18 protein-coding genes are annotated in these 19,481 nt (G+C 65.2%); 12 read left to right on the forward strand and 6 right to left on the reverse strand.

Annotation, left to right across the window (positions count from 1 at the left end; all coding sequences use genetic code 11):
- Nucleotide 1 precedes the first annotated feature (1 nt).
- Nucleotides 2-703, reverse strand: coding sequence for an SDR family NAD(P)-dependent oxidoreductase (locus tag G6N57_RS15895; RefSeq protein WP_077741500.1), 702 nt, complete (start codon nucleotides 701-703; stop codon nucleotides 2-4).
- A gap of 263 nt (nucleotides 704-966) precedes the next feature.
- Here G6N57_RS15895 and G6N57_RS15900 point away from each other — a divergent pair, with 263 nt between their 5' ends.
- The 10 genes from G6N57_RS15900 (at nucleotide 967) to G6N57_RS15945 (ending at nucleotide 13,833) form a co-directional block, all read left to right on the forward strand.
- Nucleotides 967-2,445 carry an aldehyde dehydrogenase family protein gene (locus tag G6N57_RS15900; RefSeq protein WP_077741499.1) on the forward strand — a complete coding sequence of 493 codons (1,479 nt, stop codon included), beginning with the start codon at nucleotides 967-969 and terminating at the stop codon, nucleotides 2,443-2,445.
- Nucleotides 2,442-3,650 carry a CaiB/BaiF CoA transferase family protein gene (locus G6N57_RS15905; RefSeq protein WP_077741498.1) on the forward strand — a complete coding sequence of 403 codons (1,209 nt, stop codon included), beginning with the start codon at nucleotides 2,442-2,444 and terminating at the stop codon, nucleotides 3,648-3,650. Before G6N57_RS15900 ends, G6N57_RS15905 begins: the two co-directional genes overlap by 4 nt.
- Before the next feature lie 559 nt (nucleotides 3,651-4,209).
- Nucleotides 4,210-5,004 (forward strand): MlaE family ABC transporter permease, encoded by a 795-nt coding sequence (locus G6N57_RS15910; protein WP_036448721.1) that lies wholly within the window; start codon nucleotides 4,210-4,212, stop codon nucleotides 5,002-5,004.
- 13 nt (nucleotides 5,005-5,017) lie between these two features.
- Entirely contained in the window at nucleotides 5,018-5,875 is an 858-nt protein-coding gene (locus G6N57_RS15915; RefSeq protein WP_003880077.1) for an MlaE family ABC transporter permease, read from the forward strand.
- Nucleotides 5,876-5,884: 9 nt separating this feature from the next.
- Nucleotides 5,885-7,162 (forward strand): MCE family protein, encoded by a 1,278-nt coding sequence (locus G6N57_RS15920; RefSeq protein ID WP_077741496.1) that lies wholly within the window; start codon nucleotides 5,885-5,887, stop codon nucleotides 7,160-7,162.
- Nucleotides 7,159-8,184 (forward strand): MCE family protein, encoded by a 1,026-nt coding sequence (locus G6N57_RS15925; RefSeq protein WP_077741495.1) that lies wholly within the window; start codon nucleotides 7,159-7,161, stop codon nucleotides 8,182-8,184. Before G6N57_RS15920 ends, G6N57_RS15925 begins: the two co-directional genes overlap by 4 nt.
- Nucleotides 8,184-9,266 carry an MCE family protein gene (locus G6N57_RS15930; protein ID WP_065460936.1) on the forward strand — a complete coding sequence of 361 codons (1,083 nt, stop codon included), beginning with the start codon at nucleotides 8,184-8,186 and terminating at the stop codon, nucleotides 9,264-9,266. The genes G6N57_RS15925 and G6N57_RS15930 overlap by 1 nt, the downstream gene beginning before the upstream one ends.
- Complete coding sequence (locus G6N57_RS15935; protein WP_077741494.1) at nucleotides 9,266-10,729, forward strand: MCE family protein; 1,464 nt, start codon at nucleotides 9,266-9,268, stop codon at nucleotides 10,727-10,729. The genes G6N57_RS15930 and G6N57_RS15935 overlap by 1 nt, the downstream gene beginning before the upstream one ends.
- Nucleotides 10,726-12,090 (forward strand): MCE family protein, encoded by a 1,365-nt coding sequence (locus G6N57_RS15940; protein ID WP_077741493.1) that lies wholly within the window; start codon nucleotides 10,726-10,728, stop codon nucleotides 12,088-12,090. The genes G6N57_RS15935 and G6N57_RS15940 overlap by 4 nt, the downstream gene beginning before the upstream one ends.
- Nucleotides 12,091-13,833, forward strand: a complete 1,743-nt coding sequence (locus tag G6N57_RS15945; protein ID WP_065460934.1) for an MCE family protein — start codon at nucleotides 12,091-12,093, stop codon at nucleotides 13,831-13,833. It begins immediately after the preceding gene.
- 71 nt (nucleotides 13,834-13,904) lie between these two features.
- On the opposite strand, the gene G6N57_RS15950 is transcribed toward G6N57_RS15945, so the two are convergent.
- Nucleotides 13,905-14,414: an Rv2253/PknI dimerization domain-containing protein gene (locus G6N57_RS15950; RefSeq protein ID WP_077741492.1), complete on the reverse strand. Its 510-nt coding sequence runs from the start codon at nucleotides 14,412-14,414 to the stop codon at nucleotides 13,905-13,907.
- Between the two features lie 216 nt (nucleotides 14,415-14,630).
- On the opposite strand from G6N57_RS15950, the gene G6N57_RS15955 reads away from it, so the two are divergent.
- Nucleotides 14,631-15,002, forward strand: a complete 372-nt coding sequence (locus tag G6N57_RS15955; RefSeq protein ID WP_044524129.1) for a hypothetical protein — start codon at nucleotides 14,631-14,633, stop codon at nucleotides 15,000-15,002.
- A gap of 78 nt (nucleotides 15,003-15,080) precedes the next feature.
- Here G6N57_RS15955 and G6N57_RS15960 read toward each other — a convergent pair whose 3' ends face one another.
- From G6N57_RS15960 to G6N57_RS15970, 3 genes are all read right to left on the reverse strand, one after another.
- Nucleotides 15,081-15,527 (reverse strand): Rv2576c family protein, encoded by a 447-nt coding sequence (locus G6N57_RS15960; RefSeq protein ID WP_077741491.1) that lies wholly within the window; start codon nucleotides 15,525-15,527, stop codon nucleotides 15,081-15,083.
- A 3-nt stretch (nucleotides 15,528-15,530) separates the two neighbouring features.
- Nucleotides 15,531-16,004, reverse strand: a complete 474-nt coding sequence (locus G6N57_RS15965) for a hypothetical protein (protein ID WP_097926193.1) — start codon at nucleotides 16,002-16,004, stop codon at nucleotides 15,531-15,533.
- Between the two features lie 170 nt (nucleotides 16,005-16,174).
- Nucleotides 16,175-17,467: a cytochrome P450 gene (locus G6N57_RS15970; RefSeq protein WP_077741490.1), complete on the reverse strand. Its 1,293-nt coding sequence runs from the start codon at nucleotides 17,465-17,467 to the stop codon at nucleotides 16,175-16,177.
- 189 nt (nucleotides 17,468-17,656) lie between these two features.
- Here G6N57_RS15970 and G6N57_RS15975 point away from each other — a divergent pair, with 189 nt between their 5' ends.
- Nucleotides 17,657-18,262, forward strand: coding sequence for a TetR/AcrR family transcriptional regulator (locus tag G6N57_RS15975; RefSeq protein WP_077741489.1), 606 nt, complete (start codon nucleotides 17,657-17,659; stop codon nucleotides 18,260-18,262).
- 73 nt (nucleotides 18,263-18,335) lie between these two features.
- Here the strand turns inward: G6N57_RS15975 and G6N57_RS15980 are convergent, their stop codons facing one another.
- Complete coding sequence (locus G6N57_RS15980) at nucleotides 18,336-19,481, reverse strand: thiolase family protein (RefSeq protein WP_065461011.1); 1,146 nt, start codon at nucleotides 19,479-19,481, stop codon at nucleotides 18,336-18,338.

The following is a 19,481-nucleotide window of genomic DNA, read 5'->3' on the forward strand; positions in this document are numbered from 1 at the left end:
GTCAGGTGTTCCGGCCGCCGTTGACCCCGAGGATCTGGCCGGTGATGTAACTCGCCTCTTCGGAGACGAAGAATGCGCACGCGGCGGCGATGTCCTCCGGCTTGCCCATTCGCCGCACCGGGGTCTGCTCGATCTGCCTGTCGGTGTCGCCGAGGAAGCCCTTGCCCTCGGCCTTGCGCAGCATGGGGGTGTCGATGAAGCCCGGCGGGACCGCGTTGACCGTGATGCCGCTTGGGCCGAGTTCCAGCGCCAGGCTCTTCGTCAGGCCGTTCACCGCTGACTTCGCCGCGACGTAGGGCGACATGAAGGGCTGGCCCGAATGCGTGCTCGACGACGAGATGTTGACGATGCGGCCCCAGCCGGCCTCGAGCATGTCGGGCAATGCCGCCTGGATGCAGTGGAATACGCCGTTGAGGTTGACGTCGATGATCTGCTGCCACTTCTCGAACGAGACGTCCGTGAAGCGCTTGAAGCAGTCCAGGCCGGCGGCGTTGACCAATACCGAGATCGGGCCGAGTTGCGCCCGAACCGCGTTGAGCGCGGTGTCGACGGCGGCCCGGTCGGTCACATCGGCGACGTGGGCGAATTCGTCATCCGAGGGCTGCAGGTCGAGTATCGCGACGTTGAGGCCGTCGGCGCGCAACCGGGCGGCGATGGCCGCTCCGATACCCGATCCTCCTCCGGTGACAACGGCATTCTTCATGACAGCTCTCCGGTCGCCGGGCGCAGCCGGGCTTTCTCAAGGCTCAAGAATCATCCTTCCGATTATGAGAACCGTACTCTCGGACCGGCTCCCGCCGCAAGATCTGGGCGTAACCTGCATGCTGCCTGCGCAGCTGGTGGATCCGCAGCGAACAGGGCATGACTAGCTGATCTAGCTTTCACTTGAGTTCTCATCGAGCGAATGTATGATTCGCCGGTGATGAGAATGCAGTTTCCATCACAGTAGGGAATCGCCTGAGGAGGATGATGCAGAAGGAAGCGCCGACCATCGCGCAAGAACAGCGGGCTGACCGGAAGTTGTTGATCGGCGGAGCGCTGCGCGAGACGCCGCGGACGTTTCCTTCCGTCAATCCAGCTACCGGTGAGGTGTTCGGCTACGCGCCGGACGCCACGGTCGCCGACGCCCAGGCCGCCGTGGCCGCGGCCCGGCAGGCGTTCGACAACACCGACTGGTCCACCAACACCGAACTGCGGGTCCACTGCCTGGAACAGCTGCACCGGGCCCTGGTCGAGCATCGCGACGAATTGGCCGCACTGACCACCACCGAGGTGGGCGCCACTGCGGCGCTGTGCGCCGGCGCGCAGCTCGACGGTCCGATCGACATCGTGCGGTACTACGCGGACCTGCTCAAGACCTACCCGCTGACCGAAGATCTCGGAAACATCGAGAGCCGCGGCATGCAGCACCACCGGTGGGTCGAGAAGGAAGCGGCCGGAGTGGTGGCCGCGATCATCGCCTACAACTATCCCAACCAGCTGGCCCTGGCCAAGCTCGCGCCCGCGCTGGCCGCCGGTTGCACCGTCGTACTCAAGTCCGCTCCGGACACCCCGTTGATCACGCTGGCGCTCGGTGAGTTGATCGCCGATCACACCGACATCCCGGCCGGCGTCGTCAACGTCCTGTCGGGCGCCGACCCCGAGGTGGGCGCGGTGCTCACCACGAGTCCCGATGTCGACATGGTCACCTTCACCGGCTCGACGCCCACCGGCCGACGCATCATGGCCGCGGCCAGCGAGACGTTGAAGAAGGTGTTCCTGGAGCTCGGTGGCAAGTCCGCCGCGATCGTGCTCGACGACGCTGACTTCAACACCGCAGCGCTGTTCTCTGCCTTCAGCATGGTCACCCACGCCGGTCAGGGCTGCGCGCTGACCTCGCGGCTGCTCGTGCCTGCCAAGCACAAGGACGAGATCGTCGAGCTGATCAAGAACAACTTCGGCCTGGTGCGCTACGGCGACCCGACCGATCCCAAGACCTACATGGGGCCGCTGATCAGCGAGAAGCAGCGCGACAAGGTCGACGGCATGGTCAAGCGCGCCGTCGAGGCCGGTGCCACCCTGGTCACCGGTGGCGAGAAGGTCGACCCCGGCTTCTTCTACACACCGACCTTGCTGGCCGATGTCGATCCCGACAGCGAGATCGCCCAGGAGGAAGTGTTCGGACCGGTGCTGGCCGTCATCGCCTATGACGATGACGACGATGCCGTGCGCATCGCCAACAACTCGATCTACGGGCTGTCCGGCGCGGTGTTCGGCAGCGAGGACCGAGCGCTGGCCGTGGCCCGTCGGATCCGGACCGGGACCTTCTCCATCAACGGCGGCAACTACTTCAGTCCCGACAGTCCGTTCGGCGGATACAAGCAGTCGGGTATCGGCCGGGAGATGGGCACCGCGGGACTCGAAGAGTTCATGGAGGCCAAGACTTTCGCCCGGGTGTTGCCATGACAGGCCCACTGCAGGGCATCCGCGTCCTCGAGGTCGCGATGTACGGATTCGTCCCCTCGGCCGGAGCCGTGCTGGGGGAGTGGGGTGCCGACGTCATCAAGGTCGAGCACGCCGTCACCGGCGACCCGCAACGGGGTCTGCGCCAGACCGGGCCGCTGCGCGTCGAAGGCGATCCCAACCCGAACATCGAGCACGCCAACCGCGGCAAGCGCAGCATCGGGCTGGACATGTCGGTGCCTGAGGGCCGTGAGGTACTGCTCGAGCTGGCGAAGAAGGCCGACGTGTTCCTCACCAGCTTCCTGCCCGGGCACCGGCAGAAGTTCGGCATCGACGTCGACGACATCCGCGCGGTCAACCCGAAGATCATCTACGCCCGAGGTAGCGCCCTCGGCCCCCGCGGCGAGGAGTCGGTCAAGGGCGGTTACGACATGACCGCCTTCTGGTGCCGGGCCGGCACCGCGGCGACGATCACGCCGGCCGGCATGGAGGGAATGATCGCGCCGCCGGGACCCGCCTACGGCGACACGATCTCCGGCACCAACCTGGCCGGCGGTATCGCCGCAGCCTTGTTCAAGCGCGAACGCACCGGGGAGCCGTCGATCGTGGACGTCTCGCTGTTGGGCAGCGGCCTGTGGTCGATGGGTCACACCGTGGCGTTGACCCAGCATCTGAACCAACTGATGGTGACCCCACCGCCCGGCGTGCACGGCTCGCCGATCAATCCGCTCGTGGGTCTCTACGGGACAGCGGACGATCGCTACATCTCGTTCGTGATGATGCAACCGACCAAGTTCTGGGCCGACGTCTGCCGGCACATGGACCTCGAGCAATACATCGACGACCCGAGGTTCGCCACCGCCGAATCGTTCGCGCAGAACACGCCCGATGCGGTCGAGATCCTCACCGAGGCGATGAAGAAGCGCACTTTGCCAGAGTGGAGCGAGCGATTCGCCACGCTGGCCGGCCCGTGGGCGCCGGTGCAGGACACCCTGCAGGCGGCACAGGATGCCCAGATCCGGGCCAACGAGTACCTGGTGCAGGCCGGCGAACTCGAGTTGGTGGCCAACCCAGTGCAATTCGACGTCACGGCGCCGAGCACCGGGCCGGCGCCGGGATTCGCCGAACAGACCGACGACATCCTGGGCGAACTCGGATTGGACTGGGATCGCATCATCGAACTTAAGACCGCCGGCGCTGTCACCTAGGCTGCCGTCGGAGATGTCATCGATCGTCGCCATCGCACTTCGTCCGTCGTCGGCTGCCGTCGCAGCCCACGGCGCGGACGGTCGCACGGTGCCACCGTCCGCCGAGGCCAGCCCCAATTGTCAACTACCGGAGCAAGTTCTGCGTTATTTGCCCTCGCGACAGATAGCGGGTCCGATAGCATCAGGCAGTCGGGGGGCGGTCATGGGGACGAGTCTGTCCGGCTTCACCGGTGGGTCCGGTGGAGTCAACAAGATCCGCGGGAAGCAGGAGGTGCGTCAAATGTCCGAGCGCACCTCGCATTTGCCAGTCTGTGCCGAGCTGGACGGTTCGTGGATCGACCGGCACTCGAAAGGCTTTGTGCCCCATATGGATTCGTTGGCGAACGGGCTCCCGACCGGCCGGTTGGCACGCGCTGGGTCCGAGGTTGCGGCATGACCCCGCCGGGGCCGCAGGCCGCACCGTACGTAGTAGCGCTGTCTGAGCACCCGCGCGGTCAAGCACCTAACATCGGCGCACCGAACGCGGCGTCGGCAGCTACCAGGCGGGACAGGAGCGCTCATGGCGGATAAGTGGTCGACCGGGGTATCGCTGCGCAGTATTTCGGGTCCGATGCAGGCAGTCGGAGCCTTGTTCGCGATGTCGCTGGACGCGTTCCGGTTCATCTTCAAGCGGCCGTTCCAGGGGCGGGAGTTCCTGGAACAGTGCTGGTTCGTGGCGCGGGTGTCGATGGCGCCGACGCTGCTGGTGGCGATTCCGTTCACCGTGCTGGTCAGCTTCACGCTGAACATCCTGTTGCGGGAGTTGGGTGCGGCCGACCTGTCGGGTGCGGGTGCGGCCTTCGGTGCGGTGACCCAGTTGGGTCCGATGGTGACGGTGCTGATCGTGGCCGGCGCCGGTGCGACGGCGATGTGTGCCGATCTGGGCTCCCGCACGATTCGCGAGGAGATCGACGCGATGGAGGTGTTGGGTATCAACCCGATCCAGCGTCTGGTGACTCCGCGGATGCTGGCCTCGGGTCTGGTGGCGCTGCTGCTCAACAGTTTGGTGGTGATCATCGGCATCCTGGGCGGCTACGTGTTCTCGGTATTCATCCAGGATGTGAACCCCGGCGCGTTCGCAGCCGGGATCACGCTGCTGACCGGGGTGCCCGAGGTGATCATCTCGTGTGTCAAGGCGGCGTTGTTCGGGTTGATCGCCGGGCTGGTGGCCTGCTATCGCGGGCTGACGATCAGCGGCGGTGGGGCCAAGGCGGTGGGCAACGCAGTGAACGAGACCGTCGTGTACGCCTTCATGGCGTTGTTCGTGATCAATGTGGTCGTCACGGCCATCGGTATCCGTATGACGGCGCACTGAGGCAGGGGACGCAATGGGAACCATGACGATCCTGCGGTCGACCTACCCGCGGGTGACCCGGCAGTTCAACAAGCCGGTGTCGACACTGAGCCGCATCGGCGATCACACGCTGTTCTATCTCAAAGCGCTGGCGGGCACCCCGCACGCGGCCATGCACTACCGCAAGGAACTGGTCCGGCTTATCGCCGAGATCTCGATGGGTGCCGGCACGTTGGCCATGATCGGCGGCACGGTGGTGATCGTGGGGTTTTTGACCCTGGCCACCGGTGGAGTGCTGGCCATCCAGGGCTACAGCTCGCTGGGCAACATCGGTATCGAAGCCTTGACCGGGTTCTTGGCGGCGTTCATCAACGTGCGGATCGCCGCGCCGGTGGTGGCCGGGATCGGCCTGGCCGCCACCTTCGGTGCCGGTGTGACCGCGCAGCTGGGCGCGATGCGGATCAACGAGGAGATCGACGCCCTGGAATCGATGGCGATCCGGCCGGTGGAGTACCTGGTGTCCACCCGGATCGTGGCCGGGATGATCGCGATCACCCCGCTGTACGCGATCGCGGTGATCCTGTCGTTTCTGGCGTCCCAGTTCACCACCGTGGTGCTGCTCGGCCAGTCCGGTGGTCTCTATGACCACTACTTCACGACGTTCCTCAATCCGATCGACCTGCTGTGGTCGTTCCTGCAGGCCGTGCTGATGGCCATCACCATCCTGCTGATCCACACCTACTTCGGCTATTTCGCCTCCGGCGGGCCCTCAGGGGTCGGGGTGGCCGTCGGCAACGCGGTGCGCACGTCTCTGATCGTCGTGGTCTCGGTGACCCTGCTGGTGTCACTGTCGGTCTACGGCTCCAACGGAAACTTCAACCTGTCGGGTTAGGGAGAAGAGTTGACACGAAACGTTGGACCGGGCCCAGCCCACCGGTCCGAAACCACAAGTAGCGCCGCGCCGGTGGCAGCGCGGCCCGGCCGCAGCTTCGGCGCGAGCGGCTCCGCTCGGCCACTGGCCGGGCTGGCCACCGTCGTGGCGATAGGTCTGATCTTCGGCCTCGCGGTCGCGCTGTTCCGCGGCAGCTTCACCAAGACCGAGCCGATCACCCTGATCTCCGATCGGGCCGGCCTGGTGATGAATCCGGACGCCAAGGTGAAGATGCGCGGCGTGCAGGTCGGCACCGTCAGCTCGATCGAGCAGCGTCCCGACGGCAAGGCCGTGCTTCACCTGGCGATGAATCCCGCACAGCTGCGCCTGATCCCCGGCAACGTTCAGGCCGACATCGCATCGACCACAGTGTTCGGCGCCAAGTACGTGCAACTCGTGGCACCGGAGAATCCCTCGTCCGAGAAGCTCCGTCCCGGCCAGACCCTGCAGGGCGACCATGTCACCGTCGAGATGAACACGGTCTTCCAGCAACTCACCAACGTGCTCAACAAGATCGACCCGGCGAAGCTCAACGAGACCTTGGGCGCGCTGTCCTCGGCTTTCTCCGGACGCGGTGAAGCGATGGGGCAGTCCCTGTCCGACTTCGACGCGGTACTGAAGAAGATCGAGCCGAGCCTGCCCAACCTGACCGGCGACATCGAGAGCATGGCTGCGGTGTCGCGCGCCTACGGTGACGCGGCGCCGGATCTGCTCAAGACCGTCGACAACACCAACCGGCTCAGCGACAGCATCGTGGCCGAGCAGCAGAACCTCGACAATTTCCTGGTCAGCTCGATCGGCCTGGCCGACGCGGGCAACGACGTGATCGGCGGTAACCGGCAGGCACTGAGCACCACGCTGAATCTGTTGGCGCCCACCACCGATCTGCTCAACGAGTACGCACCCGGAATCGAGTGCGGACTCAAGGGCATGATGTACCTCTACCACCAGCCGCCCCAGATGGAACCCGGTGTCGTGGTCAACGTGGCCTTCACCCTCGGCATCGAGCGTTACCGCTACCCGCAGAACCTGCCCAAGGTGGCGGCCAAGGGCGGCCCGCACTGCATGGGCCTGCCGTACATCGGATTCGGCAACAAGGCCAAGTACCTCGTCACCGACACCAACGCCAACCCGTGGAAGTACGGCAACCAGGGCATCCTGCTCAACTCGGACGGGCTCAAGCAGATGCTGTTCGGCCCGATCGACGGGCCGCCCCGTAACACCATGCAGATCGGACAACCGGGATGAAGCGCGGCAGAAGCACATTCATCAAGTTCGCGTCCTTCGCGGTGGTGATGGCCGTCCTCACGGCCTTCCTGTTCATGACGTTCTCGGAGTACCGGGGCGGTACCTACTCGGGATACTCGGCGGTCTTCGGAGATGCCTCACGACTGGAGGCCGGAGACTCGGTGCGGGTGGCCGGCGTTCGGGTCGGAACGGTGAAAAACGTTTCGCTGCAATCGGACAAGTCAGTCAAGGTCGACTTCGACACCGACCGCAGCGTTGCTCTGACCACCAGCACCAAGGTCGCGGTTCGGTATCTGAACCTGGTCGGCGACCGATATCTGGAACTGATCGACAGCCCAGGCTCGACGAAGCTCCTACCCGCCGGCTCACAGATCCCCAAGGACCGCACCGCAAGTGCATTGGACCTGGATCTGTTGCTCGGCGGCCTGCGCCCGGTGATCCAGGGCCTCAACCCGCAGGACGTCAACGCGCTGACCTCCTCGCTGATCCAGATCTTCCAGGGGCAGGGCGACACCCTGGATTCGCTGCTGAGTAAGACCTCGTCCTTCTCGAATACGTTGGCCAACAACGACCAGGTCATCCAGCAGCTGATCGACAACCTGAATTCGGTGGTCGGCACCCTGGCCAAGGACGGCAAGAAGTTCGACGGAACGGTCGATCGTCTCGAGCAGTTGATCAGCGGCCTGTCGCAGGATCGTGACCCGCTGGGCACAGCGGTAACCCAGCTCGACAACGGAACCGCCTCGCTGGCAAGCCTTCTCACCGAGGCGCGGCCGCCGCTCAAGGGCACCGTCGACCAGATGAACCGCTTGGCGCCGTTGCTCGACGACCACCAGATCGTCCTGGATCGGGGCCTGCAGAAGGCTCCCGACAACTTCCGCAAACTGGCCCGGCTGGGTTCCTACGGCAGCTGGATCATGTACTACATCTGCGGACTTTCCATCCGTGTCACCGATCTGCAGGGGCGCACAGCGCACTTCCCGATGATCAAACAAGAAGGCGGGAGGTGCGCGGAGCCCTGATGCTTAAGTACCGCGAATCAAACCTGATCAAGGCAGGTTTCATCGGCGTAGTGCTGATGATGCTCATCATCGCCGTCGGGCTACAGCCCGAACGGCTGCAGCAATGGGCCTCGTCGGTGCGCCATCAGGCCCTGTTCACCGAGGCCGGCGGGATCACCACCGGCAACGACGTCACGCTCTCCGGAATCAAGATCGGTTCGGTCACCGACGTTTCGCTTCAGAACGGTGACGCGTTGGTCACGTTCACCACGGAGGGCAAGTACCCCCTGGGGTCGCTGACCACCGCGCACATCCGCACCGGTTCGCTGCTGGGTGAGCGGGTGCTGACGTTGGAGTCCGACGGCGCCGGCACGTTGCGCACCACCGACGTGATTCCGACGTCGCGTACGTCGTCGCCGTACTCACTGACCGATGCCGTCAGTGATCTGACCACCAACTCGGCGGGTACCGACACGGCTTCGCTGAACCAGTCGCTGGACACGCTGTCGGCGACCATCGACCAGGTCGCACCGAAGCTCGGGCCGACGTTCGACGGCCTGAGCCGGCTGTCGAAATCGATCAACGGCCGCAACGAGAGTCTGGCCAGCCTGCTCAAGAGTGCCAGCGACGTGACCGTGGTGTTGTCACAGCGCAGCGATCAGCTGAACACCTTGATCCTCAACGCCAATGATCTGCTCGGTGTACTCAACGACCGGCGACAGGCCATCGTCGACCTGCTGGCCAACACCTCGGCGGTGTCGCAGCAACTCAGTGGTCTCGTGGCAGACAACGAGGCGCAGCTGGCGCCGACGCTCAAACGGCTGAACTCGGTCACCGCGATGCTGGAGCGCAACCGCGACAACATCACCAAGGCACTGCCCAACATGAACAAGTTCCAGCTGTCCCAGGCGGAAACTCTGGCGAACGGCGCGTACTACAACGCCTACGTTCCCAATCTGCAGCCCGCTCAGCTGTTGCAGCCGTTCTTCGACTACGCGTTCGGGTTCCGGCGCGGGACGAATGCCGGCCAACCGCCCGACAATGCCGGCCCACGGGCCGAATTGCCGCTGCCCTACAACGGAATTCCCGGAGGTTCACGCTGATGAACCGCAGTCGTCTCGGTAAGTGGCTTGCGGTGGCGCTGGTGGCACTGCTGGTCGTCGGTGCGGCAGTGCTGCTGCGTCAGGCCTTCTTCGGGCAGAAGACCATCTCCGCACTGTTCACCTCGGCTACCGGCGTCTACCCGGGTGACGATGTCCGGGTCTCCGGGGTCAAGGTCGGCACCATCGAATCGATCAAGCCGGAGGGCACCCAGACCCGCGTGACCCTCAAGGTCGACCACGACGTGCCGATCCCCGCGGACGCGAAAGCGGTGATCGTGGCCCAGAATCTGGTGGCCGCCCGCTACGTGCAGCTCGCACCCGCCTACCGGTCGAGCGGACCGACGCTGCCCGACGACGCGGAGATCGGTCTGGACCGCACCGCCGTTCCGGTGGAGTGGGATCAGGTCAAGGAACAGCTGATGCGGCTGTCCAGCGACCTCGGACCCAAGAGCGGTGTCGACGGGACCTCGGTGTCCCGGTTCATCAACAGTACGGCCGATGCGATGGCCGGCAACGGTGACAAACTGCGCCAGACGATTTCGCAGTTGTCGGGCGTTGCCCGAGTCCTGGCCGAGGGCAGCGGCAACATCGTCGACATCATCAAGAACCTGCAGACGTTCGTCACCGCGTTGCGGGACAGCAACGAGCAGGTGGTGCAGTTCCAGAATCGGTTGGCCACCCTGACCAGCGTGGTCGACGGCAGCCGAGGGGACCTCGACGCGGCGCTGACCAACCTGTCGGTGGCAGTCGTCGAGGTGCAGCGGTTCGTCGCGGGCACCCGCGATCAGACCTCGGAGCAGGTACAACGGCTGGCGAATGTCACGCAGAACCTGGTCGACAACAAGATGCACATCGAGCAGCTGCTTCACGTCGCACCCAACGCGTTCATGAACGGCTACAACATCTACAACCCGGACACGGGTAGCGCTGTCGGCCAGTTCGTGATGAACAACTTCTCCAACCCGGTCGAGTTCATCTGCGGCGCAATCGGTGCCGTGGAGAACACCACGGCACCGGAGACCGCGAAGCTCTGCTCGCAGTACCTCGGGCCGGCGCTGCGGCTGATCAACTTCAACTACCTGCCGTTCCCGATCTCGCCGTACCTGATGCCGTCGGCAAGCCCGGAGCAGATCGAGTACTCCGAGCCGCGGCTGGCACCAGGTGGTGAGGGCGGGGAGCCCACTCCGCCCGAGACCCCGCCGTCGATCTCGGCGTACAACCCCGGTCCCGAACCGCCGCCGCCGTTCACCGGTCGGGCGCCGGGGGAGCCGCCACCAGGGGCTCAGCAGCTGCTGCCCGGGGGCGAGTTCTATCCACCCAACATGCCGAACACGGTGTCGGACATGCTCAATCCGACCGGGGGACAACCGGGTCCGCCGCCGGGTCCTGCGCCCGGTCCGCTGGCTGCCGAAGCCCCGGCGCCCGCGGCACCGTCACCAGCAGAAGGGACGCCACCAGCATGAGCAGGGGTAGGCCGGTACGACTGGCGATCGCCGTCGGATCCTGCATTGCGCTGACCACCAGCGGGTGCGCCTTCCAAGGCGTGAACTCGCTGCCGCTGCCGGGGGCAGTGGGCCGCGGTGCGGACTCCAGCGTCTATCACGTCGAGATCGCGAATGTGGCGACACTGGAACCCAATTCGCCGGTGATGATGAATGATGTCGTGGTCGGTAGCGTGCGCAGCCTGTCGGTGAAGGACTGGCACGCCGACGTCGAATTCTCGGTCAAGCCGGGTGTCGTGGTGCCCGCCAACGTGGTGGCCAGCATCGGACAGACCAGCTTGCTGGGGTCGATGCATCTGGCGATCAACCCGCCGTCCGGTCAGGCGCCCGTGGGGAAGCTCGCGCCGGGCGCCACGATCGCACTCAACAACTCGTCGACATATCCGACGACGGAGCAGACGCTGTCCTCGCTGGCCGCGGTGGTGAACGGCGGCGGCCTGGGGCAGATGGGCGATATCATCCACAACTTCAGCGCCGCGATCAACGGCCGGGAAACTGATTTCCGTGATCTGCTGACCAGGCTGGACACCTTTGTGGGTGCACTGGATGCCCAGCGAGACAACATCGTTGCCTCCATCCAGGGCCTGAACCAACTCGCCTCGACCTTTGCCGGGCAACGCGATGTGATCACCCGGGCGCTGGAAAAGATCCCGCCCGCGCTCGACGTGCTGATCAAGGAGCGGCCGCGGTTCACCACCGCGCTGCAGAAGCTGGGTACGTTCAGCGCCACTGCCAACCAGTTCGTCAACGAATCGCAGGCCGATCTGGTCAGGAACCTCAAGAACCTGGAGCCCGCCCTGAAGGCCTTGGCCAACGTGGGGCCGGACCTGACTGCGGCGCTTGAATACGCGCCGCACTTCCCGTTCACCCAGAGCTTCATGGACCGGGTGATCCGCGGCGACTACTACAACCTGTTCGCGTACTTCGACCTCACCATCCCGCATCTCAAACGCAGCCTGATGATGGGTACCCGTTGGGAGCAGGGCGACGCGCAGAACGTTCCGGTGCCAGGTGACCCGGGTTACCTGAACTACACCTACGACCCGCTCAAGACGGGCGTTGCCCCGCCGCCGCCCGATGCGTTCCCGCCGGCTCCCGACGCACCACCTCCACCGGGCCTCCCGGCGCCGACCTACTCCGGTCCGGTGCTCCCGGTGGTGCCACCGGCGCCACTGACCATGCCGGGAGGCATGCCGCAACCGGAGGCCCCGCCCGCCGGATCGACATCGATCTTCGCCGGACCTTATGCGCAGCAAGGCGGTTCAGCGGATCCGGCGCCGGCGCCCACTGCACCTACTCCACCGACAGGGGGTGGCGGATAAATGCTCACCCGCTTCATCCGGACTCAGCTGATCCTGTTCACCGTCGCCTCGGTGGTCGGCGTGGCCGTCATGCTGTTCGCTTATATGCAGGTGCCGACTCTGCTCGGCATCGGTCGCATCACGGTGAAGATGGAGTTGCCGGCGACCGGTGGCCTCTACCAGTTCAGCAATGTCACCTATCGCGGTTCGCAGATCGGCAAGGTCACCTCGGTCGAGCTGACCGAGAAGGGAGCCGAGGCGACGCTGTCCCTGGACCGCTCTCCGAAGGTGCCTGCCGATCTGGCGGCCGAGGTTCGGAGCATGTCGGCTGTCGGTGAGCAGTACGTCGAGTTGTTGCCGCGCACCAACTCTGGGCCATACCTGGACAACGGCTCGGTGATCGCGTTGTCGAACACCAAGATCCCGCAGCAGGTCGGTCCGATGCTCGATCAGCTGAGCGCACTCGTGGACACCATCCCGAAGGACAAGCTCAGCCAGCTGCTCGACGAGTCCTATGACGCGTTCAACGGGACCGGCTACGACTTCGGCTCGCTGCTCGACTCGGCATCGACGATCACCAGGGACTCCAATGCGGTCTCCGATCAGACGCGGGCGTTGATCGACGACTCCAAGCCCTTCCTCGACGCGCAGGCGCAGACCACGGATTCGATCAAGACCTGGGCTGCCAGCATGGCCGGTATCACCGGGCAGGTCGCCGAGAACGATCCCGAGGTCCGGTCGCTGCTGCGCAACGGTCCGGGTTTCGCCCAGGAGACCACCAAGCTGCTCGAGCAGATCAAGCCGACACTGCCGGTCCTGCTGGCGAATCTGACCACGTTCGGTCAGATCGCTGTCACCTACAACCCGTCGATCGAGCAGCTGCTGGTGTTGTTGCCGCCGTACGTCGCCCAGTTGCAGACCTACGCGCCGACCAACAACACGAGCGGTCTGCCGATGGCCGACTTCTCACTGGGTCTGGGCGATCCGCCGACGTGCACCGTGGGCTTCCTGCCGCCGTCGGCCTGGCGCTCACCGGCCGACACCACGGTGATCGATACCCCTGACAACATCTACTGCAAGCTGCCGCAGGATTCACCGATCGGCGTGCGCGGTGCCCGCAACTACCCGTGCATGGGGCATCCCGGGAAGCGGGCTCCTACGGTCGAATTGTGTAACGACCCGAAGGGGTTTCAGCCGCTGGCGCAGCGTCAGCATGCGCTCGGGCCGTATCCGCTCGACCCCAATCTGATCGCCCAGGGCATTCCCCCGGATACCCGGGTGCTGCCGGACGAGAAGATCTTCGGGCCGCTCGGAGGCACGCCGTTGCCGCCGGGTGTCACCGTCCCACCGCCGGGCGCAGCGCCCGAACCGCAGCCGGCACCGAACTTCGCCGGGACCAATCCCGGGCCGATGCTGCCGGGGCAGCCGATGTACCTGGAGCCCCCGGTGCCCGGCGTGCCACCGCCACCGCCGGGCGATCCCAACGCGGTGCCGGTGCCGGCCGTGGATCAGCCGCAAGCGACGGAGCTTCCGCCTGTTCCCCACGGACAGGGGGTATTTCCAGATGCTCCCGAGCTTCCCATGCCCACACAACCCGGCGCTGCCCCGAGTGCGTTCAAAGGCGGTGCTGGAAATGGGCCGTCGGTGGCGATCGCCAAGTACAACCCGCGCACGGGGGAGTACATGGGCAGTGACGGCAATCTGTACAAGCAGACGGATCTGGTGTCCACGCCGAAGACGTGGCAGGACCTGATGCCGACCTAGCGTCACCACGAAGAGAACCGGCCCCGGGCGATCGCCCGGGGCCGGTTCTTTTGTCTGTCTTAGGTTTTCGGCTAGGCGGGCCGCATATAGAACGGCATCCGGACGGCCGGCCACTGATTACGCCCGCACGAACCGCTCGGTCCGGTGGTCACGTCCTCGCCGGTGTATTCGCTCGAGGCAAGGTCCACGTGGCCGTCGAAACCCACGGGGTAGATCTTGTACACCTGCATGCCCTCTACGGGTGTGCCGTCGGCGCAGAAACGCCAGTTGGGTACCACCCGCTTGACGTACCAGAGGCCGTTCGTGGTGTAGATCGGCGCAGACCAGCCCGCGTCGCTGTTCACCGTGCCGCTGCATTCGGTGGGCGAGATGCATTGGGTCGAGATGGTCCAGTTGCTGCGGGTCGAGGGCTGATTCTCGTAGCGGTCGTTGATCCTGGCCCATTCGCCGTTGGACGATGTGGCAAAGGTGCCGTTGATGCCCCATTGCTCGCCCGCACTGGCCGGGGCCGCCCCGCTGAGGCCGACGGTTGTCGCGGCGGCGATGGCTACCGCAACGGCACTTACCCGGGAGACTGACATGAACTGCTCCTTCTGGCCGACCTGGTCATGCGGTAGCCATGTTCTCAGTTTGGGAGAATATCACTATCGGTGCCTGGTCCACGATGGATTCCGCGGTGGCTCCGATGTGGTGGCCGGTGGTGGCAGGGCCTTGACCTAATCGTTCGTAGTAATATTCTCCAAAACTGAGAGTTTAATTTCCAGCTATGCGAAAGTAGCAACGTGCGTGTGACGGTAATGGCGACCGCTTCAGTGATTGTCGCCGGGATGCTGGCTGCTCCGCAGGCAAACGCGGGACCGCAGACATGTAATGACGCTTTCTGCACGCCGGGCATCAACCCGAACGCGGTGCTCGGTGCCCCGTGTGACAACACTTCCTACTACGTGTTCGGCGTGGACGCCCGCAACGGGTGGGGCCGGCTGGTGTTCTGCGGCTCGCCGCGGCGGTATGAGCCGCGGTGGTTCCGGTCTCCACCGATGGTTGGTATCCGGGACGAGAACAGTCTGTGCATCAACGAACAGAACTCGGTGGCCCAGGCCCCCGACGGATTGTTCCTGAGCTGCGTGCCGATGAACGGCGAGACGCGATGGCTTCGCGGCGACGCCTGAGTCACGAACTGTAGAAATGCCTTGGGGGGCGACGCGAAACGCGTCGCCCCCCAAGACATTTCGGATTTGAGCTGGGGTCTACCAGTTCCGGATGGAACACAGCGCGCCCTTGGGGCCGCTGTTGGTCTTGACCACCACACCGTCGACTGCCAATTTGCAGTTGAACCCGGGAGTCGGAAAGTTCGGTGACTCACCGCTCTGTACCAGCACCATGGCCCACAGGTCCGGATCGGCCAGCTGAGCGTCGAGCACCCACGGCTTGTCCGGTGCAACGTCCACGTCGGCCCGTGGACTGAACTCGTACGGATTGTGGCTGTAATCCGAGAACTGCACCGGTTCGGAGTCGCGGTAGTAGATGTGAACCCAGTACGGGGCATCGGCGGTCACGGTGTACTGCACGTGGTGCAACGGCGGACCGGGCGGCGGCGGATCGTCGGCCAATGCCGGTGCGGCCGTGGCGATTGCACCGGCCGCCAGCGCGGCGGCCATCGTGATGGTCAGGGCTCGGCTGGTCGGGTGGCGCATCGATCACATCCTCGTCAGGGTGAACGGGTAGGTGAACGAGCCACCGGGAGCGCCGTCGCAACCGGCGTCGAACGACGAGACCATCTCGCCCGCGAGGGTGTTGGCATCCCACGTGTAGACGTCGTGGGTCGGGATGGTCGGCCCGTAGTAGATATCTCCGCACCGAAGACCGTAGAACTCATCGATCGTCAACGTGTACCGGCCGTCGACCAGCCTCGCGTTTCCTGTGTTGGGCACCGCCTTGGCGACCGGTTGCGGGATCGTCCGGATAGTGATGCAGTCGGTCTGCCGGACGTCGGACCCCGGGTCGCGGCACGGCGTGATCGCCGACCAGATCCAGGTGTGGAAATCCCTGCGGTCCGGGATGTTCAGGTTGTAGTTGCCGAAATACATGGCCTGCGACGGCGGTGCCAGTGCGATCGCTGTCCCCAACCCGAGCGCGGCACTCATCGCCACGCGGACCAAGCTGGACTTCACAGGCACACCTCCACGGATCGAGCACTGGTCGGCTGACTATAGAACGGGATCAGGCTCCACCGTGTCGAAACCGGAATCTCGTCTTCGCCAGCGAGATTATGATTCTCGCATTCGGAGAATAACAAATACAGCGAAGGCGAGATCCCGGGAATCGTCTGTCGTGCGGTCCGTCAGCGCACGGGCTTGAACGTGATGTTCAGTTCGGTGAGCCCGCGCAGGATGAACGTCGGCTCGTAGTTGTAGCGACGATCGTCTGCGGGGCCGTGGAACGCCTCGTCGATGCCGATATCGGCCATCCGATCCAGGATTCGCTCCAACGACACCCGGCCCTCGACGCGCGCCAGCGGGCCACCTGGGCAGCTGTGCACGCCGCGGCCGAACGCGATGTGCTCACGGACGTTCTTGCGATCCAGGCTGAAGGTGTGTGGATCCTCGAAGCGGACCGGGTCACGGTTCACCGCGCCCGGGCACACCATCATGGTGGTGCCGGCCGGCACGTCGATGTCGCCGAGCTTGGTGTTCTTCTTGGCCAGCCGGAACTGGCTCTTGACCGGGGCGTCCATCCGCAGGGCTTCCTCGACGAAGGTCGGGATCCGGCTACGGTCATCGCGAAGGGCCTGCTGGATGTCGGGACGGTCGCCGAGCACCCGCAGTGAGGCCGAGAGCAGCTTGGTCGTGGTCTCCTGACCTGCCGCGAAGAGGAAGGTCGCCGACCGAACCACCTCGATGACGGGCGGCACGGATCCGTCCGGGTAGTTCGCCGTGGCGAGGGCCGTCAGAACGTCGTCACGGGGTTCCTTCCGCCGGTCTTCGAGGTAGCTGATGAACTTCTCGTCGAGCCATTCCAATGGATTGCTGGCGACGAGGTCGCCGTCGAGGGAGCCGACCTGGGCCCCGGGCCGGGGGGCGCCCAGCACCGTGCGGAATTCCTCGTGGTCTTCCTCCGGTACGCCGAGCATGTCGGCGATCACCAAGAGGGAGAAGGGCTTTGCATAGGCACTGAGGAACTCGCACTTGCCGTCGGCGATGAAATCATCGAGGCACTGGTCGGCCAGTCGCCACATGAAGTCCTCGTTCTCCTTCAGTCGGCGCGGTGTGAGCAGTCGGTTGAGCAGGGAACGGGCGTTGGTGTGGTCGGGCGGGTCCATGGTGACCATGTGCTCGAACATCGGCATCTGGGCACGGTGCGCGGCGATCTGCTCGGTGATGTCGTCGCCCTCGGGCGTGAACGGCAGTGGCGGGAACGGTCCGGCCACCGCGATACAGGACGAGAACGTGTCGGTGTCCTTGAGGACCGTGGTGGCCTCCTCGAACCCGGTGATGGCCATGACGCCGTAGTTCGGTTCCGTCACGACCGGGCACTTGCTGCGCAGGTGGTCGAAATACGGGTGCGGATCGGGTACCAGCGACTGGTCGGTGAAGTAGTCGATGGTGTCGTAATCGGTGGTGCTGGGATCGGTCATGGTGTGGGCTGCCTCCCGAAATCGATATGCGCTGCGGTGGTTTCGCGACGGGCTGCTCCGCGCGAAGAAAATCTCGAAAATTGCTGAGCACCTGCTTAGCATGGCATTAGAGTCGTGGTCAAGGTCACCTGGCTGGGCGAAAGTTACGATCAGCCAGACGTTGTCGTGGACATGTCGTGAGGAGGATCGATGGCATCGGCGCGAAGGATCGGGGCGCCCGACGCGAAGAACCGGATCGTGCTGCTCGACGCCGCCGAGGCGCTGATGATCGAAGAGGGGTACGTCGCGGTCACGTCCCGTCGGGTGGCCGAGCGGGCCGGTCTCAAGCCCCAGCTGGTGCACTACTACTTCCGCACCATGGACGACCTGTTCTTGGCAGTGTTCGTGCGGCGTGCCGAGGAGGGGCTGGTGGCGCAGGCCGAGGCCCTCAACTCGCCGCAGCCGCTGTGGGCGCTGTGGCGGTTCAGCACCGACCCGAGCGCGACGCGCTTGACGATGGAGATGACCGGGCTCGCCAACCACCGACCTGCGCTGCGGGCCGAGATCGGCCGCTACGCCGAGATGTTCCGCGAAGCGGAAACCAAGGCGATCGACGGGGCGCTGCGGCGCTATGGCGTCGACGCGTCCGACGTGCCGCCGATCGTGTGGACGTTCATCGCGGCCAGTGTGTCGCGGGTGATGGTCATGGAGCAGGCGCTCGGCATGACGGCGGGGCACGCCGAGGTGCTGAAGTTCTGCGAGGACTGGTTGCGGCGCCTCGAAGGCGAGCCGCAGCCGCTGGAACTGCCGGCCTGAGGCCCGCCCCTGCGCGAACGGTCGCGAATGCCCCCCGAACCGGTGGTTGCGGGGGGCATTCACGGCTGGACGGCTAGAGCGACAGGATGGTGGCCGAGGCCGTACCCGGTGCGCCGTAGACCTGGGCCAGCCCGACGCGGGGGTTGCCCGGCACCTGGCGCTCGCCGGCCTCGCCGCGGAGTTGACGCACCAACTCGTGCATCTGGCGCAGGCCCGAGGCGCCGATCGGCTCGCCGTTGGCGATCAGGCCGCCGTCGGTGTTGACCGGGATCGACCCGCCGATCTCGGTGGCACCGTCGGCCAGCAGCTTCTCCTGCTCCCCATCGGCACACAGCCCGGTCTCGGCCATGTGGATCACCTCGGCGCCGGCATCGGTGTCCTGCAGCTGGGCGATGTCGACGTCCTCGGGCCCGATACCGGCCGCCTCGTAGGCGGCCTTGGCGGCGAATACCGTCGGTGAGGGATCCTCGTCGAGCGGTGCGGAGGTGGCGTGTACCTCGTACGCGCCGAAGGTCCGGGTCCGGATCTCGCTGGCCCGCACGTACACCGGCTTGTCGGTGTATTTGTGCGCGAGGTCGGCGCGACACATGATCACCGCGGCAGCGCCTTCGTCGGGTGCACAGAACATGTACTGCCGCAGTGGGTAGTTCAGCACCGGCGAGGCCATGATCTCCTCGACGGAAATCTCCTTGCGCCGGAAAGCATTCGGGTTCTTCTCGCCATTGCGGAAGTTCTTGTTCGCCACCCGCGCCAGCGTCTCCTCGGAGATGTTGTGCTTGTGGATGTAGTGGTTGGCCTTCATGCCGAAGAACTTGGTGGTGACGAACTGGCCGTTCTCGGCATACCACTGCGGCAGGGCGAGTTTGGCCGGGTCGTCGGTGAACGCGCCGCGCGGGTGCTTGTCCAGGCCGATCGCGATCCCGATGTCGTACTTGCCCAACCGGATCGTGTCAGCGGTCTGCTGGATCGCGCTGGCGGCCGTGGCGCATGCGTTGAACACATTGGTGAACGTGATGCCCGTCAGCCCGACCAGGCGGGTCACCGCATCGGGATTCGACACCTCGTAGCTGCCGCCGAAGCCGAACTGGATGTCCTTCCACTCCAGGCCGGCGTCCTCGAGGGCGAATTGGATTGCCTCGGCGCCCATCTGCATCGCGGTCTTGTCGAAGCGGCCGAACGGGTGCAGGCCGACGCCGATGATGGCTACATCGTTGGTCAT

Origin of the sequence: Mycolicibacterium boenickei, assembly GCF_010731295.1 — a bacterium.
GTDB lineage: Bacteria > Actinomycetota > Actinomycetes > Mycobacteriales > Mycobacteriaceae > Mycobacterium > Mycobacterium boenickei.